Consider the following 24,627-nt stretch of genomic DNA (forward strand, 5'->3'; position numbering starts at 1 on the left):
TTCGCAACATCGCCGACTTGGCAGGCCCACGCGTACCGACAAGTGAGGTATTACAGTCAGAGCCAGTAACTGCCTTTCAATCCATGGTCATTGACGATGTATCACCTTGCAGAAACGTGCCTGTCAACCCCGGCATATGCGCCCCCGCCATGCGGCCGCATGAGCCCTACTATCGGCTCGCCATGACAGCAGCAGGGAAGCACCAGGTGAGCCGGGCGGAGACCACCCGCAGGGGCACCCGGCAGGGACGGGCCGGCATCAGAGACGTTGCCGCCGCCGCCGGGGTCTCCATCACGACTGTCTCCGATGCGCTCAACGGCAAGGGCCGGCTCCCCGACGCCACCCGAAGCCATGTCCGCGAGGTCGCCGACCGGTTGGGCTATCGCCCCTCCGCGGCGGCCCGCACGCTCCGTACCGGCAAGTCGGGCCTCATCGGTCTGACCGTGACGACGTACGGGGATGAACCTTTCACCTTCACGGAGTTCGCGTACTTCGCGGAGATGGCGAGAGCCGCGACCTCGGCCGCGCTCGCCCGCGGCTACGCCCTCGTCATCCTGCCCGCCACCTCACGCCACGACGTGTGGTCGAACGTCGCGCTCGACGGCACCGTCGTCATCGACCCCTCCGACCACGACCCGGTCGTCACCGAGCTGGTCCGCCAGGGCCTGCCGGTCGTCTCCGACGGACGTCCCGCGGGCACCCTTCCCGTGACCGCCTGGGTCGACAACGACCACGAGGCCGCCGTCCTCGGCATCCTCGACCACCTCGCCGAGGCCGGCGCCCGCCGCATCGGCCTGCTCACCGGCAACACCACGGACACCTACACCCACCTGTCCACCTCCGCCTACCTGCGCTGGTGCGAGCGCATCGGCCAGGAACCGGTCTACGAGTCCTACCCCGCGCACGACCCGTGCGCGGGCGCCGTCGCCGCCGACCGGCTGCTCGCCCGGCCCGACCGCCCGGACGCCGTCTACGGCCTCTTCGACCCCAACGGCACGGACCTGCTCGCCGCGGCCCGCCGCTACGGCCTGCGCGTCCCGGACGACCTGCTGCTCGTCTGCTGCAGCGAGTCCACGATGTACGCCAACACCGAGCCGCCCATCACGACGCTCTCGCTGAAGCCCCGGCGCATCGGCACGGCCGTGGTCCAGCTCCTGATCGACGCCATCGAGGGCGTCGAGTCCGACCAGCCGGTCGAGCAGGTGATACCGACCGAACTGATCGTGCGCGCCTCCTCGCAGCGCCGCCCGCCCCGCACCACCGTCAGTCCGCCCCGCTCCCCGGGCAAGGGCTGACCGCCGCCCGCCGCCTCCGCGCGCCCGTGACCGAGAGGAAAAGTCCACACCAATTCGGGAGAAAAGCACGGTGAACAGCCGTCCGTCACGGATTCACCACCCCTGGTGCATCACACAGCCCGAGCGGCGTTCCTATGATGGGCGCACGACACCGCGGGCCGCTGCGACCAGGCAGTCCGATCCGGTGCACAGGCGGCGCAAGGGTGGAGGGGTCGATGACTCAGGGGGCCGGTCAGGGATCCGCAGCGCGCACGGAGACGCTGCGTGACTTCCGTGTTCCCGCGTACGTCCACGACGTACCGACGAACATGGTGCCCGCCGACCCCGTCCCCGGCCCCGGCGCGGCTCCCCGCGAGGACACCGAGGCCTACCCGGACGGCTACACCCCGACCGAGCGGAACCTCCCGGTCATCAACCGCGGGGACACCGTCCAGGTCGAGCTCCCGCAGCCCGCGCCGGCCGCCCCGGCGGCCGACGGCCTCGGCCCGCTGTACGTCGTCGGCGACGTCCACGGCTACCTCGACGAGCTGATCGCGGCGCTGCGGGACAAGGGCCTGCTCGACGAGAACGACAACTGGGCCGCGGGCAACGCCCGCCTGTGGTTCCTCGGCGACTTCACCGACCGCGGCCCCGACGGCATCGGCGTCATCGACCTCGTGATGCGGCTCTCCGCCGAGGCCGCCGCGGCCGGCGGCTACTGCAAGGCGCTCATGGGCAACCACGAGCTGCTGCTGCTCGGCGCCAAGCGCTTCGGCGACACCCCCGTCAACTCCGGCGCGGGCACCGCCACCTTCCAGGCGGCCTGGTTGCTGAACGGCGGGCAGAAGTCCGACATGGACCGCCTGCAGGACGTGCACCTGCAGTGGATGTCCCGGCTCGACGCGATCGAGCTCGAGGACGACCACCTCCTCATGCACTCCGACACCACCGCCTACCTCGACTACGGCGACTCGATCGAGGCGGTCAACGACACGGTCCGCGAGACCCTCACGCGCAACGACGCGGACGAGTGCTGGGACCTGTTCCGCAAGTTCACCAAGCGCTTCGCGTTCCGCGACGAGGAGTCCGGGCCCGGCGCGGTCCGCGAGCTGCTCGGCGCGTACGGCGGCTCGCGCGTCGTCCACGGTCACAGCCCGATCCCGTACCTGCTGGGCGAGGTCGGCGGCGAGGACGCGGACGGCGAGGACAGCCGGCCCGCCGTCGAGGGACCGCACCGGTACGCCGGCGGTCTGGCGATCGCCATGGACGGCGGCGTGACCATGGCCGGAAAGCTGCTGGTCCAGCAACTCCCCATGGATGAATGACGGTTGATCGGGCAGGCGCGTAAGCGGAGGATCCGGCTGGCCACCGGGCCAATTTCCGGAAACCCCCTGTCACCGCTTGCCGTGACCGCTCTACCATCGGCTTATCCGTAGCAGGCTCCCCTCCGTTTCTGCCCTACGGCTCGTAACCATGCGGGCCACCAAGCCCTACGGAGCATCGGGGGATGCACATGAACAGCGCTCCGCATTTGCTGAACGAGGACCGCCCCGAGTTCGAGCGGATCCTCGATGAGGCGCTGCGTACCGCGACCGACCGCCCTGATCTCGCCGCCGTGGGCAGGCGGCTCAACCCCGAACAGCTGCGCACCATGGCGCTGGGCGCCGCCGCACTCATCAACACCGCGGCCGCCACCGAGTACCAGCACTTCCTCAAGGTCCGCGAGGACATACGCACCGCCCCGCGGCCCGTCCGTCCCGAAAGGGAAGGAGACAGCCCCGCCGCGGCGGAAAGCACCGGTCCGATCGGGCTCGTCGCGGAGACGGCGGGACCGGGCGTCGCCGCGGTCGCCGTCGTCCTCGCCCCGGTCCTCGCCGGTACGGCCGCCGCGATCTTCCTGCTGGTCGGCTACATCCTGAAGATGCTCGACCCGGCACCGGACTTCGCCGACACGATGCTGATGGCGGGCTGGATCTTCGCGGCCTGCACCGCGGCGGGCATCCTCGTCGCGGCCGTCTGCCTGCTCCTCGCGGCGCTGCGCAACGGTTCGACGTCGGTGCGGGCCGGTGCGCCGGACGAGGCCGACGAGGCTCTGGCACGGGCCAGGGAGGCCTGGGGAGAGGCGCTGCTCGAGCGCGGCATCGTGCCGTTCCTGCGGGAGGCCCAGACGGACCCGCCGGAGGGCGGCACACCGCTCGGCGGGGGCCACGGCGGCCCCGCCGGACGCATGCCGCAGCTCGGCTACAACCGGCCGGGGTTCACGAGTCCGGAGAGCGGCGGGGGCACGGCCACGGGCCAGCGCGCCGGCTTCTCCAGCCCGGACTTCACGAGCCCGGACTTCGGCGGCCCCGAGCACCGACCGGACTGAGGTCCGGCGGCGCACGGGGCCGTGCTCTCGGCTCGGATCGGCCCAAAGGCCCCCGGGCCCACCGTCATGCCGTCATGCCGTCATGCCGTCATGCCGTCATGCCGTCATGCCGTCATGCCGTCATGCCGTCGTATCGCCGGACGTGTGATCGCCGTCCGCGGAGGCCGCGCCGGTCAGGCTCAGCAGCCGCTCGCCCGTCGCGTACAGCTCCACCAGCAGCGCGCGCAGGGCCCGGCCCGCCTCCGTCAGCTCGTACCGGGTCCGTACGGGGAAGCCGCGGCGCCGCTCGACCGTGACGAGCCCGCGTTCCTGGAGCGCGTGGAGCCGCTCGCTGAGCACCTTCGGGGACAGGTCGGGGAGCAGGGCGCGCAGTTCGGTGAACCCGCGGGGGCCGCCCATCAGCTCGCGCAACAGCAGCGTGGTCCAGCGGCCGGAGACCGCCGTGAGGGCCACCTCCACCAACGACGCGTTCCTGCGGCTGCGGGTCCCGATCCGGGTCGCTCCCCGTCACACGTACGTCGTCGGTGATCTGGCCCTGCTGATCGTCGACTTCGTCATCGAGGGAGTCGCCGCGGACGGCAACGGTGTCCGCGTCGAAGGGACCGCGACCGATGTGGCGCGGCGTGGGCCGGACGGCTTCTGCCGGTATGTGATCGACAACCCGTTCGGCGTCGCGGGCGCTCCCGCAGCGCTCTGAGCGCCCTGAGCGCCCGCGGCCGGGTGCCGTGGGCGCTCAGTCGGTGACCGGGTCGAGTCAGTCGGCCATCGGGAGGTACACGCGGTTGCCGCTCGCCGCGAACTCCTTCGACTTCTGCTCCATGCCCGCCTCGACCTCGGACTTGGTCGTGCCGTGCTCGCGGCGGATGTCCTGCGAGATCTTCATCGAGCAGAACTTCGGACCGCACATCGAGCAGAAGTGCGCGGTCTTCGCGGGCTCGGCCGGAAGCGTCTCGTCGTGGAACTCCCGTGCCGTGTCCGGGTCGAGGGCCAGGTTGAACTGGTCCTCCCAGCGGAACTCGAAGCGGGCGTCCGACAGCGCGTCGTCCCACTCCTGCGCGCCGGGGTGCCCCTTGGCGAGGTCGGCCGCGTGCGCCGCGATCTTGTACGTGATGACGCCGGTCTTCACGTCGTCCTTGTTCGGCAGGCCCAGGTGCTCCTTGGGCGTGACGTAACAGAGCATCGCGGTGCCCCACCAGGCGATCATCGCGGCGCCGATGCCGGACGTGATGTGGTCGTACGCCGGGGCGACATCGGTGGTCAGCGGGCCGAGCGTGTAGAACGGCGCCTCCTCGCAGATCTCCTGCTGGAGGTCGATGTTCTCCTTGATCTTGTGCATCGGGACATGGCCCGGGCCCTCGATCATGGTCTGCACGTTGTGCCGCTTGGCGATGGAGTTCAGCTCGCCGAGCGTGCGCAGCTCCGCGAACTGCGCCTCGTCGTTGGCGTCCGCGATGGAGCCGGGGCGCAGGCCGTCGCCGAGCGAGTACGTGACGTCGTACGCCGCGAGGATCTCGCAGAGCTCCTCGAAGTTCTCGTAGAGGAAGCTCTCCTTGTGGTGCGCGAGGCACCACGCGGCCATGATCGAGCCGCCGCGCGAGACGATGCCGGTCTTGCGGTTGGCGGTCAGCGGCACGTACGGGAGGCGGACGCCGGCGTGGACCGTCATGTAGTCCACGCCCTGCTCGGCCTGCTCGATGACCGTGTCCTTGTAGATCTCCCAGGTCAGCTCCTCGGCCCGGCCGTCGACCTTCTCGAGGGCCTGGTAGAGGGGCACGGTGCCGATCGGGACGGGGGAGTTGCGCAGCACCCACTCGCGGGTGGTGTGGATGTTGCGGCCGGTGGAGAGGTCCATGACCGTGTCGGCGCCCCACTTGGTCGCCCAGGTCATCTTCTCCACCTCCTCCTCGATGGAGCTGGTCACGGCCGAGTTGCCGATGTTGGCGTTGACCTTCACCAGGAATCGCTTGCCGATGATCATCGGCTCGATCTCCGGGTGGTTCACGTTCGCCGGCAGGACCGCCCGGCCGGCCGCGATCTCCTCGCGGACGACCTCGGGCGCGACGTTCTCCCGGATCGCCACGTACTCCATCTCCGGGGTGATCTCGCCCCGGCGGGCGTACGCGAGCTGGGTCACGGCCTGGCCGTCGCGGCCCCGGCGCGGCTGGCGCGGGCGGCCCGGGAAGACCGCGTCGAGGTTGCGCAGACCGCCGCGCGGCGAGGTGTGCTTGATGCCGTCGTCCTCGGGGCGGACGGGGCGTCCCGTGTACTCCTCGGTGTCGCCGCGGGCGATGATCCAGTTCTCCCGCAGCGGCGCGAGGCCCCTGCGGACATCGGTGTCGACGGTCGGATCGGTGTACGGGCCGGAGGTGTCGTACAGCGTGACGTCCTGCCCGTTGGTGAGGTGCACCTGGCGGACCGGCACCTTGAGGTCGGGGCGGGAGCCCTCGATGTACCCCTTGTGCCAGCCGATGGACTTCCCGGCCTCCGGCTCAGAGCCGTTGGAGGCAGGCGTGCGTGCGTCCGTTGTGGTCATGAGACCTACTCCCTACGCCGGCATTACCCGGTAACAGGTTCGGCGGTCGACGCAGCGGCTCTCGTCCACGGCGTTCCACGTTTCACGTGAAACACGCGCTGGGACGAAGGTCAGCGCCCTCTCAGCCCGGTGCTCCGAGCTCCCGCGTTTGCAAAGGTGCCCCCACGCTAGCGTCATGACGGACACGTTGAACAGAGGGCCCCTCCCGTTCTTGCGATGATCGGGCGGTGACCACGACGCATGAGTCCGATCCTCCCTCGTCCCCGCCGCCGCACGGGCACTCCCACAGCCACGGCCCGGCGGCGCCCGTGTCCCGGCATCTGCGGAGGGTCATCGCGGCTGTCCTGATCCCGTTCACCGTGGCGGTCGTGGTGGGTCTGGCGGTGCTCTGGCCGGGCGGCGCACCGGCCCACGACCGCACCGGTGTGGGCTTCGACCGGCAGACGCAGCAGGCCACGGTGACCAAGGTCGAGAAGGTCGACTGCAAGTCGGTGCACGCCTCGGGCGGGGCGCCGAGCGGCGACCCGGGCGCGGTGCCCGCGGGCGGGAAGCCCGGTGCCGCCGCGGGCGAGTGCGAGATCGCGACGGTGCGCGTGGACACCGGCAAGGACAAGGGCCGTACGTTCACGGAGGTCGTGCAGCCCGACTCGCCCCGCCAGCTGCACGAGGGCCAGCAGGTGATCGTCGCCTACGCGCCGGACGCACCGAAGAACCTGCAGTACTCGGTCACGGACGTGAACCGGAAGATCCCCATGACGGTGCTGGCCGGGATCTTCGCTCTGGCGGTGGTCGTGGTGGGACGCATGCGCGGGGTCATGGCGCTCGTCGCGCTCGCGATCAGCTTCATGGTGCTGACCTTCTTCATCCTCCCCGCGATCCTCCAGGGCTCGAACCCTCTGGTGGTGGCGGTGGTCGGGTCCAGCGCGATCATGCTCATCGCGCTCTACATGTGTCACGGCCTGTCGGCCCGCACCTCCGTCGCGGTGCTCGGCACCCTCGTGTCGCTGCTGCTGATCGGCCTGCTCGGCTCGCTGTTCATCGGCTGGGCCGCGCTGACCGGCAACACCGACGACAGCACCGGCCTGATCCACGGCCTGTACCCGGACATCGACATGAGCGGTCTGCTGCTCGCCGGCGTCATCATCGGCTCGCTCGGTGTCCTGGACGACGTGACGGTCACCCAGACCTCGGCCGTCTGGGAGCTGCACGAGGCGAACCCGTCGATGGGCCGGCGCGGTCTGTACCGGGCGGCCATCCGGATCGGCCGCGACCACATCGCTTCGGTCGTGAACACCCTGGTGCTCGCGTACGCGGGCGCGTCGCTGCCGCTCCTGCTGCTCTTCTCGATCGCGCAGAGCAGCGTGTCCGACGTCGCCAACAGCGAACTGGTCGCCGAGGAGATCGTGCGCACGCTGGTCGGCTCGATCGGACTGGTCGCCTCCGTGCCGGTGACGACCCTGCTGGCCGCTCTGGTGGTGTCCGCCGACCGTCCGGGGTCCCACGAGCCCGCGAAGGCCGTACCGGGGCGGTCCGGCCGGGGCCGGCGACGCAAGCGCTGAACCCGCGCGCGGAACTGCTCGGGCGCACCGCGCTGCTGAAGCGTTACGTCTGCCGTCCCGCGGGCTGCCGGAAGGTCAGCCCGCGCTCTGCTCCTCGGCCAGGATCCGGTCCAGGGCCTGGTCGAGATCGGCCTCGAAATCGGCCATCGCCTGCTCCTGGCCGAGCGGGACCAGCTTGTCCGTGCGGTCCAGGAACGCGATGATCGGCGCGACCCCGGCCCGGAAAAGGGCCTGGTCGCTGCCGACCTGCAGCCTGATGTGGACCTCGCCGGGCAGCTCGTCGGTGTCACGCCCGCCCGCCGGTTCCACGGGGGAGACCCGGACATCGCCGTCGCCGGTCGCCCCGTTGACCCCGTCAACCAGCAGCTCGCGACCGAACGCCCAGGTCACCGGAGCGTCTCCGGGAAGGTGGAAGGTGAGCCGCACCGCGTACGGATCCGTGGGCTCGTACTTGAGCTCCACCGGGATACGGAACGAGAGCTCCTCGGAGACGAGGAAGCTCATCATGACCTCTGCCTGAACTGCTTGTACCGACTCGCGCATCGCCTACCCCGTCAACTTGCCGTCGATTGGCCAGGAATGAGCTTCCTGACACTGTTCGCATCTTGCTCAACGTACACAGAGGATCACAAGGAGTGAGTTTTCAGATGCTGATAGAGAAGGCGAGTGTCGCTACGAGTCGCCCGATCTCGTGCTGCAGCCGGCGTGCCACCGGAAGGAGCCGCTCGGCCTGGTGAGCTGGGAGGGAGACCGCCAGAGTGGCCGCCGTCGAGCCGATGGTGATGGGAAACGCGGCACAGGCCGTCCCGAGCGCGTACTCCTGTCTTTCGACGAGCGGTTCCATCCGTCCGACCCCGTTCAGCTTGCGCAGCAGTGACTGATCGTCACGAACGGAGTACGGCGTGATGGACCGTGCGGGGTAACGGTCGAGGTGGTCCCGGCGCGCGCGGTCGTCGAGCTGGGAGAGCAGGCACTGCCCGATCGCGTGCGCGTGGCCCGTCTCGCGGAAGTCGGCCCATTCCTCGACGGCCGGGTTGGCCGGAGTGTCGGCGACGTCGACGAGCTCGATCTCACCGTCGCGGTAGACCGCGAAGTAGACGGGGACGCCGATGGTGTCCCGCCAGTGCCGCAGCGCGTCGGTGATCATGCTGCGACGATTCTGCTGAGCTGCCGCGCTGCTGAGGCGCTCGGCCGCCTCACCGAAGACGAAGAGGCCCTGCTCCTTGCGGAGATATCCCTCGTGGGCGAGCGTGCGCAGCAGGTGGTAGGCGGTGGGGAGGGCGACACCGGCCTCCCGGGCGAGCTGCTTGGCCGGGGCCCCGTCCTCGTGTGCCGCGACCGCTTCGAGCAGTCGCATGGCTCGCTGCACGGAGCCGATGAGTGTCTGCGGGGCTGGGGGTGCGGAGTCAGCAGCCGTGGCCAAGGTTCGCTCCCGATGCGTGAGGCCCCCGCATACCCAGGGCTCACGGGGGTGAAGCCGTCGGAATCCGGACTTTAAACCTTGGCCGGCACCGGGCGTAGACCCGGAACAGAAACTTCCCCCGGTCGTGCGAACCTTCGCGCGACGCGGCGACCGGGGGCCTCGGATGTGTCCTCCGGGGTCACCAGTCGCCGCGCGACGAGGACCCCGCCATGAACTTCCGTACGACATAGACGAGTCCACCGACGATCGCGGCGAACACCAGCACCTTGAACAGCAGCCAGACGACGAAGTTGACGATGCTGAAGATCAGCCCGCCGAACACCACCAGGGCGATGACCGGCACCGCGACCCACTTCACCCACCACGGCATGCTCGCGAATATCTCTCGCACTGCCCTCGCTCCTTCGTTCGCGGCCCCCGACGGGGGCTCCTCCGACGTCCTGTACTCGATGCTGACATGCCGAAGGGCCGATCGGGGGCCTCGGATCCCTTGTCCTCCCCTGACCCGACCCTGAGGGAACCCTGGGGTCCGGCAGCGGCCGCACGTCGGGGGAGCTCAGCCCTTCGGATCGGCCCTCCGGCTCAGCCCTCCGGCGGCGAGAAGACGACCATCACCCGCAGGTCCTCGCTGATGTGGTGGAACTTGTGGGCCACGCCCGCCGGGACGTACACGACGCTGCCGCGCCCGACCTGAGTGGTCTCCATGCCGACGGTGAGCGAGGCGCGCCCGCTGACCACGAGGTAGACCTCGTCCTGCTGGTGCGGCTGCTGCGGGTCGTGCTCCCCCGCGTTCAGCGCGTAGAGGCCGACCGACATGTTCCGCTCGCGCAGAAACTGCAGATACGCGCCGTCGTTGGCGGCCCGCTCCGCCTCCAGTTCGTCCAGCCGGAATGCCTTCATCGCTGCTCGTCCGCCCCTGTCCACCCTCGTCAACGCCCTTGTCTGCCACGATCAGACACATGAAGAATTTCGTAGTCAAGACGCTCGCCAACGCGGGGGCCCTCGCCGTCGCCGTCTGGCTGCTCGACAAGATCACGCTCACCGGGGACAGCACCGGCAAGAAGGTCGGCACGCTGCTCCTGGTGGCCCTGATCTTCGGTCTGGTCAACTTCCTGGTGAAGCCCGTCGTGAAGGTCCTCACCTTCCCGCTCTTCATCCTCACCCTGGGCCTGATCACGCTGATCGTGAACGCCCTGATGCTGATGCTGACCTCCTGGCTCGCCGACAAGCTGGACCTCAGCTTCCACGTCGACGGCTTCTGGACCGCGGTCCTCGGCGGCCTGATCATCTCGATCGTCTCGTGGGCGCTGAACGTCGTGCTGCCCGACGACAAGGACTGACGCCCGTCATGACCTTCCGCGTCTGCTTCGTCTGCACGGGCAACATCTGCCGGTCTCCCATGGCCGAGCACGTGTTCCGCTCCCGCGTCCGGGAGGCCGGGCTCGCCGGTCTCGTCGAGGTGGACAGCGCGGGCACGGACGGCTGGCACGAGGGCGACGGCGCCGATCCGCGCACCGTCCACGTCCTCCGGGAGGCCGGCCACGGTTCCGGGCACACCGCCCGCCAGTTCCGGCGCGACTGGTTCGACCGGCTCGACCTGGTCGTCGCCCTCGACGCGGGGCACCTGCGCACGCTGCGCCGACTGGCCCCGACGCCGCAGGACGCGGAGAAGGTGCGGCTCCTGCGCTCCTTCGATCCGTCCGCCGATCCGGACGACCTCGACGTCCCCGACCCGTACTACGGCGACACGGCCGGGTTCGAGCACTGCCTGAAGCTCGTCGAGGCAGCGAGCGACGGGCTCCTGGACGCCGTACGCGCCCGGCTCGCGGCCTAGCGCGATCGGGCGCCCGCCACATGTGACGGACGGTCCGAGCCTCCCCCCTCGTGGCTCGGACCGTCCCGGTTCTGCGCGCGAAGAACCGCACCAACAAGGCTAGTTGACTCTGTGTCAGTGTCCAATCACAGTAGCGACAGAGACCTATCGACATATTTATAGTGGGGCGCGACCGGGACACCGGAGGGGAGGGACGCCGTCACCCATGGATCTCGCCCTGCTGCGCACCTTCGTGACCGTCCATCGAGCCGGGTCCTTCACCCGCGCCGCCGCGCTCCTCGGGCTCTCGCAGCCCGCCGTGACCTCCCAGATCCGCACCCTGGAGCGCCAGCTGGGCCGCCCGCTGTTCCTCCGGCAGGCCCGCGGCGTGACGCCCACGACCATCGGCGACGAGCTGGCCCACAAGGCGGCCCCGCACCTCGACGCCCTCGTGGAGATCACCGAGGCGGGACTCGACGAGGAGTCCTCCGTACGGACCCTGCACCTCGCAGGGCCGCCGGAGTTCACCGCCGAGCGCGCCCTGCCCGCCCTGACCGCGCTGACCCGCGACGACGGCCACGGCATCGCGCTGCGGGCGAGCTTCGGCACGGCCGAGGAGTCACTCGAGGGCCTCGGCGCAGGGCATCACGATCTGGCCATCACCACCGCCCGGCCGCGCGGCGCCCTGCTCACCGCGACTCCGCTCTGCGACGAGGAGCACGTCCTGGTCGCGGCGCCGCGGTGGGCGGCCCGGATCGGCCCGGGCAAGCTGCACCGGGACGCCGCGCCCTCCCTGGAGAAGTTCCCGGTCGTCGAGGTGCACGAGTCGCTCCCGCTCGTCTCCCGCTACTGGACCGCGGTCTTCGACGCACGCCCCGCCGTGTCCGGGACGGTCGTCGTCCCGGATCTCCGCGCGGTGCTGGCCTGCGTCGCATCAGGCGCCGGCCTCGCCGTCGTGCCCCGCTATCTGGCCGCACCCGCCCTGGAGAGCGGGGAGCTCGTCGCGCTGCTCGACCCGCCCGTGCCGCCCCTGCGCACGTACTTCCTCGTCGTACGCACCGGCACACTCGCCCTGCCGCACATCGCGCGGGCGCACGAGTGGCTGCTGCGCGCCGCCGTCGACTGGACCTGAGGACGGACGAAGAGGGGCGAGGAGGGACAAGGACGGTGCGGGATGTTTCACGTGGAACCGTCGGGGCCACATTTCTCCCATGACCGTACGACCCGTGGTCAAGCGCACCGCACGCGCCATCCTGCTCGACGGCGACCACCTCATCCTGATCAAGCGGACCAAGCCCGGCGTCGACCCGTACTGGCTGACCCCCGGCGGCGGCGTCGAGGCCGAGGACACCACCGTCGTGGACGCCCTCCACCGCGAGGTGCACGAGGAGCTCGGCGCCAAGATCACCGACGTGGTGCCCTGCTTCGTCGACACCGTCGAACACATCGGTGACGACGGCGGCGCGACGGGCGTGAAGGTCCAGCACTTCTTCGTCTGCCGGCTGGAGTCGATGGACCTCACCCAGCGGCACGGCCCCGAGATCGACGAGCCGTGCGGGGAGTACGAGATCGTCCGGGTGCCGTTCACCCGTGTCGGCATCGCCTCGGTCCATCTCGTCCCGCTCTCCCTGCGCCATTACCTGGACGGCAACATCGAGGGAGTACGCGCGATGCACGCTCCCGATCTGGGCTGATCCACACCAGGCGGGCCCGAGGGACGCCCCCGTACGCCGGAGCCAGTACACGGGGATACTCCCGCTGTCAGACGTGCTCGGCGCCCGTGCGCGGCACCGTGTTTCACGTGAAACTTCAGCGCCGCCCTCGACGGGCACTCCTCGTTGTCCACGTCGCCGCCTCCGCCTGCTGGCTGGGCGTCACGCTCGGGCTGCTCGCGCTGGCCGTCACCGCGACGACCACCGGAGCCGGACCGGCCGTGGAGGCCTCCGCCCGCGCCATGAAGCTCTTCGCGGACTGGCTGGTGATCCCGCTCGCCCTGCTGACCCTGCTCAGCGGCCTCGTGCTCTCGCTCGGCACGCCCTGGGGCCTGGCCCGGCACCGATGGGTCTACGTCAAGTTCTGGCTCACTCTCGCCACGACCGCCGCATCGGTCCTCGCCCTGCGGCCGGGTGTGAACGACGCCGTCACCACACTTGCGGCAGGCGGGCAGCTGTCCCGCGCGACCGACCTCCTCGCCGGTCCCGTCGTCTCGCTGACCTCGTACGTCTTCATGACGGCCATCTCGGTGCTCAAGCCCTGGGGCCTGACCCGACGTGGCCGAAAGCACCGGGTCAACGCCCGCAAAGCGGTGGACGACAGGGTGCCGCATCCGACAGCCTGACCTGCGTGTCGACACCTTCGCTCTCCGACCTGCCCATCCGCCGTCTCACCCCGCGTGATCTCCAGGCCTGCGCCGACCTCTCCGAGGACCGGGGCTGGCCGCGCGAGGAACACAAATGGGGTCTGCTGCTCGCCGCCGGAACCGGCTACGGCATCGACGACCCCGCCGGCGGACTCGTCACCGCCTGCGTGGTGACCGACTACGGCTCCCGGGAGCGGCCCGAGCTCAGCGCCATCGGCATGGTCCTCGTCGCGGAGCGCCACGCCCGCAAGGGGGTCGGCCGGCGCCTGATGCGGCACATCGTCGAGTCGGCGGGCACCACCGCGCTGACCCTGCACGCGACGCCGTACGGGCGGCCGCTCTACGAGGAGCTGGGCTTCAAGGTCACCGGACGGGCCGAGATGGTGCGCGGCCGGTTCACCCCGGACGGCACGGGCTCCCCGGTCCGTACCCGTCCGGCCACCGCCGAGGACCTTTCCGCCATCCTGCGCCTGGACGCCGAGGTCTTCGGCTCCGACCGCACCCACGTGATCACCCGCCTCCCGGCCTTCGCGGACCAGCTGCGGGTCGCCGAGGACGGCAGCGGGATCACCGGCTACGCCGCCGCCTGGCCCAACATGGACACGCATGTCGTCGGCCCGCTGATCGCCCGGGACACCGAGACCGCGAAGGCCCTGGTCGCCTCGCTCGCGGAGGGCACCGACCGGCCGCTGCGCACCGACATCGACGTACGCCACGAGGAACTGCTCGCCTGGCTGAAGGAGCGTGGCCTCGAAGGAATCTCCATGAACGCGGTGATGAACTTCGCCGCGCCGGATCTCCCCGGCGACTGGACCCGCCGCTTCGCCCCGCTGACGGTGGCCGCCGGCTGACCCACCGCGGCTGGACCGGATCCGCCCCCGAGCACCACATGATCGTGGCTGCTCGGGGGCGGATCCGTGCGGGTGAGCCGGAGCGGCGCGAGGGCTGGGCGGGGTCGCCGCTCCTGGTTACTTGCAGACGCTGGCAATTTCACGCCATCGACTACCCTGGTGCGCAGCCACTCCGGAACGGAGGATCCACCCGACATGACCGCCACAGACCCCGCACTCACCGCCCTCGCCCAGGGCTGGTGCGCCCTCTCCCTGCTCCACGGGAGGATCGAGGCCCACATCGAGCGCGCCCTGCAGTCCCGCCACGACCTCAGCGTGCGCGAGTACTCCCTGCTGGACGTCCTCAGCCGCCAGCACGACGGAGAGGGCGGCCACCTCCAGATGAAGCAGGTCGCCGACGCCGTCGTCCTCAGCCAGAGCGCCACCACCCGCCTCGTCACCCGCCTCGAGGACCGCGGCCTGCTCATGCGCTACCTGTGCCCCACCGACCGGCGCGGCATCTACACCAACGTCTCCGACCAGGGCCTCCAGCTCCTCGCCGAAGCCCGCCCCACCAACGAGGCAGCCCTTCGCGAGGCCCTCGACGCCGCGGCCGAGAACCCCGAGCTCACTCCGCTCGTCCGGGCCGTCGAGGGACTCCGCACGCCTGTGTAAAAAAGGGCCTGAGGCACCGCGCCCGTCCGCCTAGGCTGCGGCCCATGGAAGAAGATCTTGAGATCAGGCCGGCCGTGGCCCAGGACGTCCCGGAGATCGTCGCGATGCTGGCGGACGATCCGCTGGGAGCCACGCGCGAGTCGCCGGACGACCTCACGCCGTACCTCACCGCGCTCGCGCGACTCACCGACGAACCGAACCAGCACGTCGTCGTCGCTGTGCGCGGCGAGCGTGTCGTCGGCACCCTGCAGCTCACTGTCATCCCCGGCCTCTCCCGCAAGGGCTCCACGCGCTCGATCATCGAGGGCGTACGCGTGCACGGCGACGAGCGCGGCAGCGGTCTGGGGACACGGCTCATCACCTGGGCCGTCGACGAATCCCGGCGCCAGGACTGCCAGTTGGTCCAGCTGACCTCGGACGCGACCCGCGCCGATGCCCATCGCTTCTACGAGCGCCTCGGCTTCGTGGCCTCGCACGTGGGTTTCAAGCTCCAGCTCTGAGGCGCCGCCTGTTTCACGTGAAACAGGCGGCCGCCCCTGATCAAGCTCACCGCGGAAGGCCGCGCCAGCCCTCCGGGTCCACCCCGCCGGGCACCGGCGCGTCCGTGTCGTACGGCTCGCGCGTGAACATGAACGAACCGAGGTCGAGATGGCTCACCGAGCCGTCCGGCCGCCGTACGGCCCGCAGGACCTCTCCGGCGTAGTAGCCGTCGAGCCCGGTCCAGGTGCCGTCGCCGTTCGTCCGGAAGCGGGAGCTGCGGCCGCCGCCGGCCACGGGCCCCAGCGTGACTCCGTCGCCGTCTGCGAGGCGGAGCGCCACCACCTGGGTGCCCCAGTACCAGGGCCCGGCCAGTTCCAGGACAGAGGAGTCCACGTCGGGGAGGGGCCGCCAGGGCTCGGGGATCCTCGGTTCGGCGTCGGCCACGATCGCCAGGAGATCCGCGGCGACGGATGCCGCGGGCACGCCCGACGTGCAGTTGGCCAGCGCGACGGCCGCGAGCCCCTCCTCCTCGCAGAACCAGAGCCCGGCGACGAATCCGGGCAGCGACCCGCTGTGCCCCACGAGCGTGCGCCCGTCGCGGCGCGCCACCTGCACCCCGAGGCCGTAGGAGGCGCCCCAGTCGCCGGGCAGGGTGGGAGCGGCCGGCGCCCGCATCTCGCGCAGCGAGTCCGCTCCGAGCACGCGCTCGTCCCCGGCCACGAGGAACGCGGCGAAGACCGCCAGGTCCCGGGTGGTCGACCACAGTTGCCCCGCCGGCGCCATCAGCCCCAGATCCTGGCTGGGTTCGGGCAGCAGCACATCCGCGTACGGGTGCACGGCCCATCCCCCGGCGTGCGGGGCCTGTGGATCGGCACTGGTACGGGTCAGGCCGAGCGGCTCGAGGACCTCCCGCCGGAGCACCTCGGCCCAGGGCGCCCCGCGCAGCTTCTCGACCAGCGAACCCAGGAGCGTGTAACCGGGGTTGGAGTAATGGTGGCGGCGACCCACCGGGTGCCGGAACGGCTGCTCGCCGAGGATCTCCGCCAGCGTCGGCCGGAGCTCGGCCGACGACCGCTCCCACCACTCGCCCGGTGTCTCGGCGGCCAACCCACCGGTGTGTGCGAGGAGTTCGGCGACGGTCACCTCGCCCGCGCCGGTGCCGGGCAGATGCTTCTCCAGCGGGTCGGCCAGATCGAGAAGGCCCTCGTCCCGCAGGCGCAGCACGAGAACGGCGGTGAACGTCTTGGTGATCGAGCCGATCCTGTACTGCACGTTCTCGTCCGGCCCGTGGCCGTCCACGGAGGTGCGCGACCCCGTCCACACCAGGGCGCCGTCCCGGGCGACCGCGGCGACGAGCGACGGGGCGCGCCCCTCGCTCTGGGCCACGGCGATGCGGTGCAGGAGCGCGCGCCGCGTGGAGGGCAGCAGTTCTTCCGGGGTTGCCTGGGGTACCGGGGACACCGGCGATGTCGTCATGGCCCCAGTCCATCGTGCGCACGCGCGCCCGTCGAGCCGATTACCGCCCGGCCGGTGCGGCCGACCGTCCGCAGGTCACCGCCCGATGCGGGCGGCGATGCCGTCGAGCAGGCAGTCGAGGCCGATCCGGAAGGTGGCGTCGGCGTCCAGGTGCGCGGCGTCGTGCACCACTGCGGCCAGCGCGGGGAACCGGCCGGTGGCGAAGCTCCGTTCGAGGTAGGGCCCGAGCGAGGCCTGCCACTTCTTCTCGTCCATCCCGGTGGACCGCTCGGCCCGCCGGTCGGCGATCTCCCGGCGCACCGCCCCGATCACGTACGCGTTGACCGCGGCGACCAGCGGCATGACGGCGTCCACGTCGACCTCGCCCAGGGCGGCGACCACGCTCTCCCCGGTGGCCAGCGCGTGCGGCCCGAGCTGGGGCCGGCCGCCCAGGAGATCGGCGAGCCATTCGTGCTCGTGAGCGGCGTGCCGGGTGGATTCGGCCAGGGACCGGAGCACCTCCCGCCAGCCGTCTCCGCTCGGCCGGATCCCGGCGTGAGCGGCGTCGACCATCAGGTCGAGCAGCTCGTCCTTGCTGTCGATGTAGCCGTACAGCCGCATCGGACGGACGTCGAGCACGGTGGCGACCTTGCGCAGCGACACCGCGTCCAGACCGTCCGCGTCGGCCAGCCGGATCGCCGCTCGCACGATCCGTTCCCTGCTCAACGGGGCCGGGACCGGTCGTTCCGGCGGCTCCGGCCTCTCCCACACCAACATGCCGCTCACCATACAACGCATGAGGCGATACAGTGTATCGCCAGATACGGCGTATCACTGGTGCATCACTCTAGGGAGACGACCATGACCATCGCGATCGTCGGAGCGGGATTGGGCGGCCTGGCCCTGGCCCGGGTCCTGCACGTGAACGGCATCGAGTCCGTCGTGTACGAGCGGGAGACGTCCCGCCACGCGCGCGGCCAGGGCGGCATGCTCGACATCCACTCCGGACAGCGGGCGCTGCGTGAGGCGGGTCTCATCGACGGGTTCCACGCGATCGCCCGTGGTGAGGGACAGGACATGCGCCTGCTCGAACCGGACGGCACGCTGCTCCTCCAGGAGGACACCCCGGACGACGCCCCGCTCGCCCGGCCCGAGGTGGACCGCGCCGATCTGCGCGATCTGCTGCTGGACTCCCTGCCCGAGGACACGGTGCGCTGGGGACACGCGTTCAGGTCCGCCGGTGACGGCCTGCTGCATTTCGCGGACGGTGCCAGTACGCAGTACGAGCTGCTGGTCGGCGCGGACGGCGCGCACTCACGGGTCCGCCCGCTGCTCACCGCCGCCCGGCCGGTGCACATCGGCCAGAACGTCGTGGAGATCGGCATCCCCGACATCGACCGCACCCACCCCGAGCTCGCGGCGATGGTCGGACGCGGCACCTACTGGGTGCTCGGCGACGGAAAGTCCCTGGCGGCGCAGCGCAACGGCGACGGCCGCGTCCGCATCGGCCTCAGCTTCCACGGCACCACCGAGGACTGGTTCGACACCAGCGGGATACCGCTCGACGACCCGGCCGCGGCCCGGGCACGGCTGATCGAGCTGCTCCCCGGCTGGGACGCGCGGTTCACCGCGCTGATCGAGGCCTGCGACGACACGGTCGTACCGCGGTCGCTCTTCACCCTCCCGGTCGGCCTGACCTGGCCGTCGGCGCCGGACGTCACACTGGTCGGCGATGCCGCGCACCTGATGCCGCCCGTGGGAGAGGGCGCCAACATGGCGCTGCTCGACGGCGCCGAGCTCGGCCTCGCGCTGGCCGCGCACCCGGGCGACCACGCCGCGGCCGTCAGCGCGTACGAGCGCGAGATGTTCGATCGGACCGGCGCCGCCGCCCGGATGTCCACGGACCTCCAGAAACTGCTCACGGCGCCGGACGCCGCCCGGAAGATGCTCGCGTTCTTCCAGCCCGACTGAACCCGACCCGACTGAACCCGGCCCCGGCCGAGCGGCTGACCTGGATCAGGTCTGCGCCATGTCCACGAAGCGGGAGTAGTGGCCCTGGAAGGCGACGGTGATCGTCGCCGTCGGGCCGTTACGGTGCTTGCCCACGATGATGTCGGCCTCGCCGGCGCGCGGGGACTCCTTCTCGTAGGCGTCCTCGCGGTGCAGCAGGATGACCATGTCGGCGTCCTGCTCGATGGAGCCGGACTCACGCAGGTCGGACACCATCGGCTTCTTGTCCGTGCGCTGTTCGGGACCACGGTTCAGCTGCGAGAGCGCGATGACCGGGACCTCCAGCTCCTTGGCGAGCAGCTTCAGGTTTCGCGACATGTCCGAGACCTCCTGCTGACGGCTCTCGGAACGCTTCGAACCGCCGGCCTGCATCAGCTGGAGATAGTCGATGATCACGAGCTTGATGTCGTTGCGCTGCTTGAGGCGACGGCACTTGGCGCGGATCTCCATCATCGACAGGTTCGGGGAGTCGTCGATGTAGAGCGGGGCGGCCGAGACCTCGGGCATCCGGCGCGCGAGGCGCGTCCAGTCCTCGTCCGTCATCGTGCCGGACCGCATGTGGTGCAGGGCCACCCGCGCCTCGGCCGACAGCAGACGCATCGCGATCTCGTTGCGCCCCATTTCGAGGGAGAAGATGACGCTCGGCAGGTTGTGCTTGATGGACGCCGCGCGGGCGAAGTCCAGGGCGAGCGTCGACTTGCCCATGGCGGGGCGGGCCGCGATGACGATCATCTGGCCGGGGTGCAGGCCGTTGGTCAGCGAGTCGAAGTCGGTGAAGCCGGTCGGCACACCGGTCATCTCGCCGCTGCGCGAACCGATCGCCTCGATCTCGTCGAGCGCGCCCTCCATGATGTCGCCGAGCGGGAGGTAGTCCTCACTGGTGCGCTGCTCGGTGACCGCGTAGATCTCGGCCTGCGCCCTGTTGACGATCTCGTCGACCTCGTCGTCGGCCGCGTATCCCATCTGCGTGATGCGCGTGCCCGCCTCGACCAGGCGGCGCAGGACCGCGCGCTCGTGGACGATCTCCGCGTAGTACTCGGCGTTCGCCGCCGTCGGCACCGTCTGGACGAGGGTGTGCAGATAAGAGGCGCCACCCACCTTGTTGATCTCGCCGCGCTTGGTGAGCTCGGCGGCGATGGTGATCGGGTCGGCCGGCTCGCCCTTGGCGTAGACGTCGAGAATCGCCTGAAAGATCGTTTCGTGGGCGGGTTTGTAGAAGTCCGCCGCCTTGAGGACCTCGACGACGTCGGCGATCGCGTCCTTCGACAGGAGCATGCCTCCGAGCACGGACTGCTCGGCGTCCAGGTCCTGCGGCGGAACGCGCTCGAAGGTGGCGGGACCCTCGTCCCAGCCACCTTCTTCCCGGCCTCGCTCGTGCTGGTCCCCCGGACCTCGCCCACCGTCACGTCGGCGGCGGGTGGGGGGCAGACGATCACTCGGACCGCTGTCGGCCCAGGGGTCGTCCAATGGCTCGGAGATACTCACCGGGCCACCTCCTCCCGTCCGCCGAGCGGACCTCGCCGTGCCTCTCATTCCTACGGCACGACACTGACAAATCAGGGGCCCGATTCCGCTTCTGACGCGTCGGATCCGCGAGGTTTCCGAGGTGTCAGGACACAGTGGGCGCCGCACCACGGTAGGCGCGTGGGCACCGTCAGCCAATCTGGTTATCCACAGGCGTTGTGGACGACGGGCCTCTCGCTGTGGACAACTGGGGAAAACCTGTGCACGACACGGTGGACAGCCCTGTGAACAAGCCCTCAGGCCTTTCTGCACACACCCTCTGACCTGGTGCTTTACCGTCCACCGGCTGTGCAGAAGAAAAACTTTCCCGGTCGGCGCAAGATCTCTGTGGATACCGCCGCGCGACACGCGGAAGACCCACACAAGTAAGGGTCTCTAGACGATTGCATCTCTTACCTGTGGAAGATTAGATTGGTGCCCATGACACAGGCTCCCGCGACACCCAAGGCCGCCCGGCGCCGGCACGACCGCGAGATCGTCGCCCTGGCCGTCCCGGCCTTCGGCGCACTCGTCGCGGAGCCGCTCTTCCTCATGGCCGACAGCGCCATCGTCGGCCATCTCGGCACGTCCCAGCTCGCCGGTCTCGCCGTGGCCTCGGCCCTGCTGACGACGGCCGTCAGCGTCTTCGTCTTCCTCGCCTACGCGACCACGGCCGCGGTCGCCCGCCGGGTCGGCGCCGGTGATCTGCGCGCCGCGATCCAGCAGGGCATGGACGGCATCTGGCTCGCCCTGATCCTCGGGGCCGCGGTCATCGCCGTCGTCCTGCCCACCGCACCCGCCCTGATCGACCTCTTCGGCGCCTCCGACACCGCCGCGCCCTACGCGGTCACCTATCTGCGGATCTCCGCCCTCGGCATCCCCGCGATGCTCGTCGTCCTCGCCGCCACCGGCGTCCTGCGCGGCCTGCAGAACACCAAGACCCCGCTCTACGTCGCCGTCGCCGGCTTCATCGCCAACGGCGCGCTCAACGCGGGCCTGGTCTACGGCGCGGACCTCGGCATCGCCGGCTCCGCCTGGGGCACCGTCATCGCCCAGATCGGCATGGCCGTCGTCTACCTCGTCGTAGTCGTCCGGGGAGCCCGGCGCCACGGCGCCTCACTCCGCCCGGACGCGGCCGGCATCCGAGCCTGCGCCCAGGCCGGCGCACCGCTCCTGGTCCGCACGCTCTCGCTGCGCGCCATTCTGATGATCGCCACGGCGGTCGCGGCCCGGCTCGGTGACGCCGATGTGGCGGCCCACCAGATCATCCTGTCGCTGTGGAGCCTGCTGGCCTTCGCCCTCGACGCCATCGCCATCGCGGGCCAGGCCATCATCGGGCGCTACCTCGGCGCCGACGACGCCCAGGGCGCCCGCGACGTGTGCCGCCGCATGGTCCAGTGGGGCATCGCGTCCGGCGTGGTCCTCGGCGTCCTGGTGATCCTCACGCGGCCGCTCTTCGTACCGCTGTTCACCAGTGACCCGGTCGTGCAGGACACCGCCCTGCCCGCCCTCGTCGTCGTGGCCCTGTCCCAGCCGATCTGCGGCATCGTCTTCGTGCTCGACGGTGTCCTCATGGGCGCGGGCGACGGCCCGTACCTGGCCTGGGCCATGCTGATCACCCTGGCCGTCTTCACACCGGTCGCCCTGTTGGTACCGGTCCTCGGCGGCGGGCTCACCGCCCTCTGGGGTGCGATGACCCTGATGATGGCGGCCCGGATGGCGACCCTCTGGATGCGCTACCGCTCCGGCCGCTGGGCCATCACCGGCGCGACCCGCTGATCCGTCCGGATACGACCCCAAGCACGCCGATGCGCACCGTTTCACGTGAAACACCGTGCCGGGGTCGTGAAACCCCGGGATGCGTCGGCGCCGTGATCTCACACCGGCAAGCATGTGGGGCCGCACCCCGGAGGGTGCGGCCCCACATTCGCTTCAGCGCTGCTCAGAGCAGGGCTCAGGCAGAGACGACCTCGACGTTGACCTTGGCGGCAACCTCGGGGTGCAGACGCACGGTCGCCGAGTGGGCGCCCAGCGTCTTGATCGGCGAGCCCAGCTCGACGCGGCGCTTGTCGACCTTCGGGCCGCCGGCGGTCTGGATCGCCGAAGCGACGTCAGCCTGCGTGACGGAACCGAAGAGACGACCGGCGTCGCCGGAGCGGACGGCCAGCGTGACCTTGACACCCTCGAGCTGGGCCTTGATCTCGTTGGCCTGCTCGATGGTCGCGATCTCGTGGATCTTGCGGGCGCGGCGGATCTGCGCCACGTCCTGCTCGCCACCCTTGGTCCAGCGGATCGCGAAACCACGCGGGACCAGGTAGTTGCGGGCGTATCCGTCCTTGACGTCGACGACGTCGCCGGCGGTGCCGAGGCCAGAGACCTCGTGGGTCAGGATGATCTTCATTTTTCGGTCACCCTTCCCTTATCGCGCGGTGGACGTGTAGGGCAGCAGCGCCATCTCACGGCTGTTCTTCACGGCCGTGGCGACGTCACGCTGGTGCTGCGTGCAGTTGCCGGTCACGCGGCGGGCACGGATCTTGCCGCGGTCGGAAATGAACTTCCGCAGCATGTTCGTGTCCTTGTAGTCCACGTACGTGACCTTGTCCTTGCAGAATGCGCAGACCTTCTTCTTCGGCTTGCGCACAGGCGGCTTCGCCATGGTGTTTCTCCTGTGTGATCAAGAAGTGTGGGTACGAGCCCGGCCCCGGAAGGGCACTGGTCCCTAGAAGGGGGGCTCGTCCGAGTAGCCGCCGCCGGAGCCGCCGGAGCTTCCGCCCCAGCCGCCACCGCCGCCGCCCTGCTGCTGCTGGCCGCCACCGGCCGGCGAACCGGTCGCCCAGGGGTCGTCGGCGGGAGCACCGCCGCCACCCTGCTGCTGACCGCCGCCGGAGCCACCGCTCCAGCCGCCGCCCTGCTGGCCGCCACCGCCGCCGCCGTATCCACCCTGGCCACCGCGGCCGCCACCACTGGTCTTGGTGACCTTGGCCGTGGCGCTGCGCAGGCTGGCGCCGACTTCCTCGACGTCCAGCTCGTAGACCGTGCGCTTGACGCCCTCACGGTCCTCGTAGGACCGCTGCTTCAGCCGGCCCTGCACGATGACGCGCATGCCTCGCTGGAGCGACTCCGCGACGTTCTCCGCCGCCTGACGCCAGACCGAGCAGGTCAGGAACAGGCTCTCGCCGTCCTTCCACTCGTTCGTCTGACGGTCGAAGGTGCGGGGAGTGGACGCGACACGGAACTTCGCGACCGCCGCACCGGAGGGGGTGAAGCGCAGCTCGGGGTCGTCGACAAGATTGCCGACGACCGTGATGACGGTCTCGCCTGCCATGGAAAACCTCTCGACGGGTTTGCTGCGGACTGCTTGCTGCTACTCGAATCCCGAGTGCCGCTGAACTAGGAAGTTCAGTGGGTCTCGGGGCGGAGGACCTTGGTCCGGAGGACCGACTCGTTCAGGTTCATCTGGCGGTCGAGCTCCTTGACGACCGCAGGCTCGGCCTGCAGGTCGATGACCGAGTAGATGCCCTCAGGCTTCTTCTTGATCTCGTACGAGAGACGACGACGGCCCCAGGTGTCGACCTTCTCGACCTTTCCGTTGCCCTCACGGACGACGGAGAGGAAGTTCTCGATCAGGGGGGCGACAGCGCGCTCCTCCAGATCGGGGTCGAGGATGACCATCACCTCGTAGTGACGCATGTGGAACCCACCTCCTTTGGACTCAGCGGCCACGGTCGTTCCGTGGCAGGAGGGTTGTTATGCGTGAGCAACGGTATCCGGGACCACTGACAATCGGCCCTCGTCGAAGAGGGCCGAGCAGATCAGCGGGCCTGCATCCCTGGTCGGGATGTGGACAGACACCGATGCAGACGGTACAGACTACCCGCACCTCGGCTTCCGGTTGAAATCCGGCGCCGGACGGCCGCACTCTGTACACATCGGGTGTGTATGGCGCTACGATGCGCCGCCTTCCGCAGGAGGTGCCCTCATGGCACAAGCAATGCGACCCAACAGCACCACGGCCGGCTCTCTTCTCGCCACGGACGGGAAGCCCCACCCGTTCCAGGACACGCTGCTCGGCGTGACAGTAGTGCTCGGCGCGATCGCGATCATCACCTCGATCTGGAGCGGGCTGCACCTGCTCAGCTCGTGGGCGGGGCTCGTCGGGATCCTGACCGGGGCGTACGGACAGTTCATCTCCGTGACGACCCGCGAGCGGTTCGGGATGATTCTGGGGCTCGGTGCCTCGGCGGTCGGCTTCTTCATCGGCATGGCGCACGGGGGTCTCTTCGGCGGCGTCATCGGCTGAACCGACACGGTCTGGCCAAGACTGACCTCCATACGGCCAGTCGGG

29 protein-coding genes and 1 riboswitch are annotated in these 24,627 nt (G+C 70.2%); of the genes, 16 read left to right on the forward strand and 13 right to left on the reverse strand.

Annotated elements, in window-relative coordinates; translation table 11 throughout:
• Nucleotides 1–182: 182 nt before the first annotated feature.
• From ACIBTU_RS04355 to ACIBTU_RS04365, 3 genes are all read left to right on the forward strand, one after another.
• Nucleotides 183–1,295 carry a LacI family DNA-binding transcriptional regulator gene (locus ACIBTU_RS04355; RefSeq protein ID WP_399124372.1) on the forward strand — a complete coding sequence of 371 codons (1,113 nt, stop codon included), beginning with the start codon at nt 183–185 and terminating at the stop codon, nt 1,293–1,295.
• Nucleotides 1,296–1,510: 215 nt separating this feature from the next.
• Entirely contained in the window at nt 1,511–2,599 is a 1,089-nt protein-coding gene (locus ACIBTU_RS04360; protein WP_399124373.1) for a metallophosphoesterase, read from the forward strand.
• 182 nt (nt 2,600–2,781) lie between these two features.
• On the forward strand, nt 2,782–3,642 hold the full coding sequence (locus ACIBTU_RS04365) for a hypothetical protein (protein ID WP_399124374.1): 861 nt from the start codon (nt 2,782–2,784) through the stop codon (nt 3,640–3,642).
• A gap of 120 nt (nt 3,643–3,762) precedes the next feature.
• Here the strand turns inward: ACIBTU_RS04365 and ACIBTU_RS04370 are convergent, their stop codons facing one another.
• Nucleotides 3,763–4,101 (reverse strand): winged helix-turn-helix transcriptional regulator, encoded by a 339-nt coding sequence (locus ACIBTU_RS04370; RefSeq protein WP_399124812.1) that lies wholly within the window; start codon nt 4,099–4,101, stop codon nt 3,763–3,765.
• On the opposite strand from ACIBTU_RS04370, the gene ACIBTU_RS04375 reads away from it, so the two are divergent.
• A complete protein-coding gene (locus ACIBTU_RS04375; RefSeq protein ID WP_399124375.1) occupies nt 4,085–4,339 on the forward strand; it encodes a hypothetical protein in 255 nt (84 codons plus the stop codon). The two genes, ACIBTU_RS04370 and ACIBTU_RS04375, sit on opposite strands and share 17 nt — an antisense overlap.
• Nucleotides 4,340–4,396: 57 nt before the next feature.
• Here the strand turns inward: ACIBTU_RS04375 and thiC are convergent, their stop codons facing one another.
• Entirely contained in the window at nt 4,397–6,175 is a 1,779-nt protein-coding gene (gene thiC, locus ACIBTU_RS04380; RefSeq protein ID WP_399124376.1) for a phosphomethylpyrimidine synthase ThiC, read from the reverse strand.
• A riboswitch (TPP riboswitch) is annotated at nt 6,168–6,331 on the reverse strand. (Overlaps the previous gene by 8 nt.)
• Nucleotides 6,332–6,402: 71 nt before the next feature.
• Here thiC and ACIBTU_RS04385 point away from each other — a divergent pair.
• Nucleotides 6,403–7,734 (forward strand): YibE/F family protein, encoded by a 1,332-nt coding sequence (locus ACIBTU_RS04385; protein ID WP_399124377.1) that lies wholly within the window; start codon nt 6,403–6,405, stop codon nt 7,732–7,734.
• Nucleotides 7,735–7,809: 75 nt separating this feature from the next.
• Here ACIBTU_RS04385 and ACIBTU_RS04390 read toward each other — a convergent pair whose 3' ends face one another.
• The 4 genes from ACIBTU_RS04390 to ACIBTU_RS04405 all read right to left on the reverse strand — a co-directional run bounded on the left by ACIBTU_RS04390 (nt 7,810) and on the right by ACIBTU_RS04405 (nt 10,057).
• Nucleotides 7,810–8,277, reverse strand: a complete 468-nt coding sequence (locus ACIBTU_RS04390) for an SsgA family sporulation/cell division regulator (RefSeq protein WP_188337927.1) — start codon at nt 8,275–8,277, stop codon at nt 7,810–7,812.
• Between the two features lie 100 nt (nt 8,278–8,377).
• Entirely contained in the window at nt 8,378–9,103 is a 726-nt protein-coding gene (locus ACIBTU_RS04395; protein ID WP_399124813.1) for an IclR family transcriptional regulator, read from the reverse strand.
• 232 nt (nt 9,104–9,335) lie between these two features.
• The gene (locus tag ACIBTU_RS04400) at nt 9,336–9,548 is read right to left on the reverse strand and encodes a DUF5326 family protein (RefSeq protein WP_399124378.1); all 213 of its coding nucleotides are present in this window, start codon (nt 9,546–9,548) and stop codon (nt 9,336–9,338) included.
• A 191-nt stretch (nt 9,549–9,739) separates the two neighbouring features.
• A complete protein-coding gene (locus ACIBTU_RS04405; protein ID WP_399124379.1) occupies nt 9,740–10,057 on the reverse strand; it encodes a cupin domain-containing protein in 318 nt (105 codons plus the stop codon).
• A 59-nt stretch (nt 10,058–10,116) separates the two neighbouring features.
• On the opposite strand from ACIBTU_RS04405, the gene ACIBTU_RS04410 reads away from it, so the two are divergent.
• The 8 genes from ACIBTU_RS04410 to ACIBTU_RS04445 all read left to right on the forward strand — a co-directional run bounded on the left by ACIBTU_RS04410 (nt 10,117) and on the right by ACIBTU_RS04445 (nt 15,334).
• Nucleotides 10,117–10,497: a phage holin family protein gene (locus ACIBTU_RS04410; RefSeq protein ID WP_188337930.1), complete on the forward strand. Its 381-nt coding sequence runs from the start codon at nt 10,117–10,119 to the stop codon at nt 10,495–10,497.
• A gap of 8 nt (nt 10,498–10,505) precedes the next feature.
• Complete coding sequence (locus ACIBTU_RS04415; RefSeq protein ID WP_399124380.1) at nt 10,506–10,991, forward strand: low molecular weight protein-tyrosine-phosphatase; 486 nt, start codon at nt 10,506–10,508, stop codon at nt 10,989–10,991.
• Nucleotides 10,992–11,196: 205 nt separating this feature from the next.
• Entirely contained in the window at nt 11,197–12,102 is a 906-nt protein-coding gene (locus ACIBTU_RS04420) for a LysR family transcriptional regulator (RefSeq protein ID WP_399124381.1), read from the forward strand.
• Between the two features lie 79 nt (nt 12,103–12,181).
• Nucleotides 12,182–12,664, forward strand: a complete 483-nt coding sequence (locus ACIBTU_RS04425) for an NUDIX domain-containing protein (protein WP_188337933.1) — start codon at nt 12,182–12,184, stop codon at nt 12,662–12,664.
• A 107-nt stretch (nt 12,665–12,771) separates the two neighbouring features.
• Complete coding sequence (locus tag ACIBTU_RS04430; RefSeq protein ID WP_399124382.1) at nt 12,772–13,308, forward strand: DUF2269 domain-containing protein; 537 nt, start codon at nt 12,772–12,774, stop codon at nt 13,306–13,308.
• A 5-nt stretch (nt 13,309–13,313) separates the two neighbouring features.
• Nucleotides 13,314–14,180 (forward strand): GNAT family N-acetyltransferase, encoded by an 867-nt coding sequence (locus ACIBTU_RS04435; protein ID WP_399124383.1) that lies wholly within the window; start codon nt 13,314–13,316, stop codon nt 14,178–14,180.
• 195 nt (nt 14,181–14,375) lie between these two features.
• The gene (locus ACIBTU_RS04440) at nt 14,376–14,834 is read left to right on the forward strand and encodes a MarR family winged helix-turn-helix transcriptional regulator (RefSeq protein WP_399124384.1); all 459 of its coding nucleotides are present in this window, start codon (nt 14,376–14,378) and stop codon (nt 14,832–14,834) included.
• A gap of 44 nt (nt 14,835–14,878) precedes the next feature.
• The gene (locus ACIBTU_RS04445) at nt 14,879–15,334 is read left to right on the forward strand and encodes a GNAT family N-acetyltransferase (protein WP_399124385.1); all 456 of its coding nucleotides are present in this window, start codon (nt 14,879–14,881) and stop codon (nt 15,332–15,334) included.
• A gap of 46 nt (nt 15,335–15,380) precedes the next feature.
• On the opposite strand, the gene ACIBTU_RS04450 is transcribed toward ACIBTU_RS04445, so the two are convergent.
• Nucleotides 15,381–16,790: a serine hydrolase domain-containing protein gene (locus ACIBTU_RS04450; RefSeq protein WP_399124386.1), complete on the reverse strand. Its 1,410-nt coding sequence runs from the start codon at nt 16,788–16,790 to the stop codon at nt 15,381–15,383.
• Nucleotides 16,791–16,865: 75 nt separating this feature from the next.
• Nucleotides 16,866–17,546 carry a TetR/AcrR family transcriptional regulator gene (locus tag ACIBTU_RS04455; RefSeq protein ID WP_399124387.1) on the reverse strand — a complete coding sequence of 227 codons (681 nt, stop codon included), beginning with the start codon at nt 17,544–17,546 and terminating at the stop codon, nt 16,866–16,868.
• 84 nt (nt 17,547–17,630) lie between these two features.
• On the opposite strand from ACIBTU_RS04455, the gene ACIBTU_RS04460 reads away from it, so the two are divergent.
• Nucleotides 17,631–18,740 carry an FAD-dependent oxidoreductase gene (locus ACIBTU_RS04460; RefSeq protein ID WP_399124388.1) on the forward strand — a complete coding sequence of 370 codons (1,110 nt, stop codon included), beginning with the start codon at nt 17,631–17,633 and terminating at the stop codon, nt 18,738–18,740.
• A gap of 45 nt (nt 18,741–18,785) precedes the next feature.
• On the opposite strand, the gene dnaB is transcribed toward ACIBTU_RS04460, so the two are convergent.
• Nucleotides 18,786–20,264, reverse strand: coding sequence for a replicative DNA helicase (gene dnaB / locus ACIBTU_RS04465; RefSeq protein WP_399124389.1), 1,479 nt, complete (start codon nt 20,262–20,264; stop codon nt 18,786–18,788).
• 450 nt (nt 20,265–20,714) lie between these two features.
• On the opposite strand from dnaB, the gene ACIBTU_RS04470 reads away from it, so the two are divergent.
• Nucleotides 20,715–22,061: an MATE family efflux transporter gene (locus ACIBTU_RS04470; protein ID WP_399124390.1), complete on the forward strand. Its 1,347-nt coding sequence runs from the start codon at nt 20,715–20,717 to the stop codon at nt 22,059–22,061.
• Between the two features lie 175 nt (nt 22,062–22,236).
• On the opposite strand, the gene rplI is transcribed toward ACIBTU_RS04470, so the two are convergent.
• The 4 genes from rplI to rpsF all read right to left on the reverse strand — a co-directional run bounded on the left by rplI (nt 22,237) and on the right by rpsF (nt 23,972).
• On the reverse strand, nt 22,237–22,683 hold the full coding sequence (gene rplI, locus ACIBTU_RS04475) for a 50S ribosomal protein L9 (RefSeq protein WP_399124391.1): 447 nt from the start codon (nt 22,681–22,683) through the stop codon (nt 22,237–22,239).
• A gap of 18 nt (nt 22,684–22,701) precedes the next feature.
• Nucleotides 22,702–22,938 carry a 30S ribosomal protein S18 gene (gene rpsR / locus ACIBTU_RS04480; protein ID WP_003949403.1) on the reverse strand — a complete coding sequence of 79 codons (237 nt, stop codon included), beginning with the start codon at nt 22,936–22,938 and terminating at the stop codon, nt 22,702–22,704.
• A 63-nt stretch (nt 22,939–23,001) separates the two neighbouring features.
• Nucleotides 23,002–23,607 (reverse strand): single-stranded DNA-binding protein, encoded by a 606-nt coding sequence (locus ACIBTU_RS04485; protein WP_399124392.1) that lies wholly within the window; start codon nt 23,605–23,607, stop codon nt 23,002–23,004.
• Between the two features lie 74 nt (nt 23,608–23,681).
• On the reverse strand, nt 23,682–23,972 hold the full coding sequence (rpsF, locus tag ACIBTU_RS04490; protein WP_005482942.1) for a 30S ribosomal protein S6: 291 nt from the start codon (nt 23,970–23,972) through the stop codon (nt 23,682–23,684).
• Nucleotides 23,973–24,261: 289 nt separating this feature from the next.
• Here rpsF and ACIBTU_RS04495 point away from each other — a divergent pair, with 289 nt between their 5' ends.
• Nucleotides 24,262–24,582, forward strand: coding sequence for a hypothetical protein (locus tag ACIBTU_RS04495; RefSeq protein ID WP_399124393.1), 321 nt, complete (start codon nt 24,262–24,264; stop codon nt 24,580–24,582).
• The last annotated feature ends 45 nt before the right edge of the window (nt 24,583–24,627 follow it).

The sequence above is a fragment of the Streptomyces sp. NPDC050145 genome (genome assembly GCF_044460245.1).
GTDB lineage: Bacteria > Actinomycetota > Actinomycetes > Streptomycetales > Streptomycetaceae > Streptomyces.

Bases quoted from the DNA above. Each gene is read 5' to 3' on its own strand.
- ACIBTU_RS04390 (WP_188337927.1), bottom strand. From the start codon at position 8,277: ATGCGCGAGTCGGTACAAGCAGTTCAGGCAGAGGTCATGATGAGCTTC.
- ACIBTU_RS04495 (WP_399124393.1), top strand. From the start codon at position 24,262: ATGGCACAAGCAATGCGACCCAACAGCACCACGGCCGGCTCTCTTCTC.
- ACIBTU_RS04420 (WP_399124381.1), top strand. From the start codon at position 11,197: ATGGATCTCGCCCTGCTGCGCACCTTCGTGACCGTCCATCGAGCCGGG.
- ACIBTU_RS04405 (WP_399124379.1), bottom strand. From the start codon at position 10,057: ATGAAGGCATTCCGGCTGGACGAACTGGAGGCGGAGCGGGCCGCCAAC.
- ACIBTU_RS04445 (WP_399124385.1), top strand. From the start codon at position 14,879: ATGGAAGAAGATCTTGAGATCAGGCCGGCCGTGGCCCAGGACGTCCCG.
- ACIBTU_RS04425 (WP_188337933.1), top strand. From the start codon at position 12,182: ATGACCGTACGACCCGTGGTCAAGCGCACCGCACGCGCCATCCTGCTC.
- ACIBTU_RS04455 (WP_399124387.1), bottom strand. From the start codon at position 17,546: ATGTTGGTGTGGGAGAGGCCGGAGCCGCCGGAACGACCGGTCCCGGCC.
- ACIBTU_RS04450 (WP_399124386.1), bottom strand. From the start codon at position 16,790: ATGACGACATCGCCGGTGTCCCCGGTACCCCAGGCAACCCCGGAAGAA.
- rpsR (WP_003949403.1), bottom strand. From the start codon at position 22,938: ATGGCGAAGCCGCCTGTGCGCAAGCCGAAGAAGAAGGTCTGCGCATTC.
- rpsF (WP_005482942.1), bottom strand. From the start codon at position 23,972: ATGCGTCACTACGAGGTGATGGTCATCCTCGACCCCGATCTGGAGGAG.
- rplI (WP_399124391.1), bottom strand. From the start codon at position 22,683: ATGAAGATCATCCTGACCCACGAGGTCTCTGGCCTCGGCACCGCCGGC.
- ACIBTU_RS04485 (WP_399124392.1), bottom strand. From the start codon at position 23,607: ATGGCAGGCGAGACCGTCATCACGGTCGTCGGCAATCTTGTCGACGAC.
- thiC (WP_399124376.1), bottom strand. From the start codon at position 6,175: ATGACCACAACGGACGCACGCACGCCTGCCTCCAACGGCTCTGAGCCG.
- ACIBTU_RS04410 (WP_188337930.1), top strand. From the start codon at position 10,117: ATGAAGAATTTCGTAGTCAAGACGCTCGCCAACGCGGGGGCCCTCGCC.
- ACIBTU_RS04365 (WP_399124374.1), top strand. From the start codon at position 2,782: ATGCACATGAACAGCGCTCCGCATTTGCTGAACGAGGACCGCCCCGAG.
- ACIBTU_RS04415 (WP_399124380.1), top strand. From the start codon at position 10,506: ATGACCTTCCGCGTCTGCTTCGTCTGCACGGGCAACATCTGCCGGTCT.
- ACIBTU_RS04355 (WP_399124372.1), top strand. From the start codon at position 183: ATGACAGCAGCAGGGAAGCACCAGGTGAGCCGGGCGGAGACCACCCGC.
- ACIBTU_RS04360 (WP_399124373.1), top strand. From the start codon at position 1,511: ATGACTCAGGGGGCCGGTCAGGGATCCGCAGCGCGCACGGAGACGCTG.
- ACIBTU_RS04460 (WP_399124388.1), top strand. From the start codon at position 17,631: ATGACCATCGCGATCGTCGGAGCGGGATTGGGCGGCCTGGCCCTGGCC.
- ACIBTU_RS04440 (WP_399124384.1), top strand. From the start codon at position 14,376: ATGACCGCCACAGACCCCGCACTCACCGCCCTCGCCCAGGGCTGGTGC.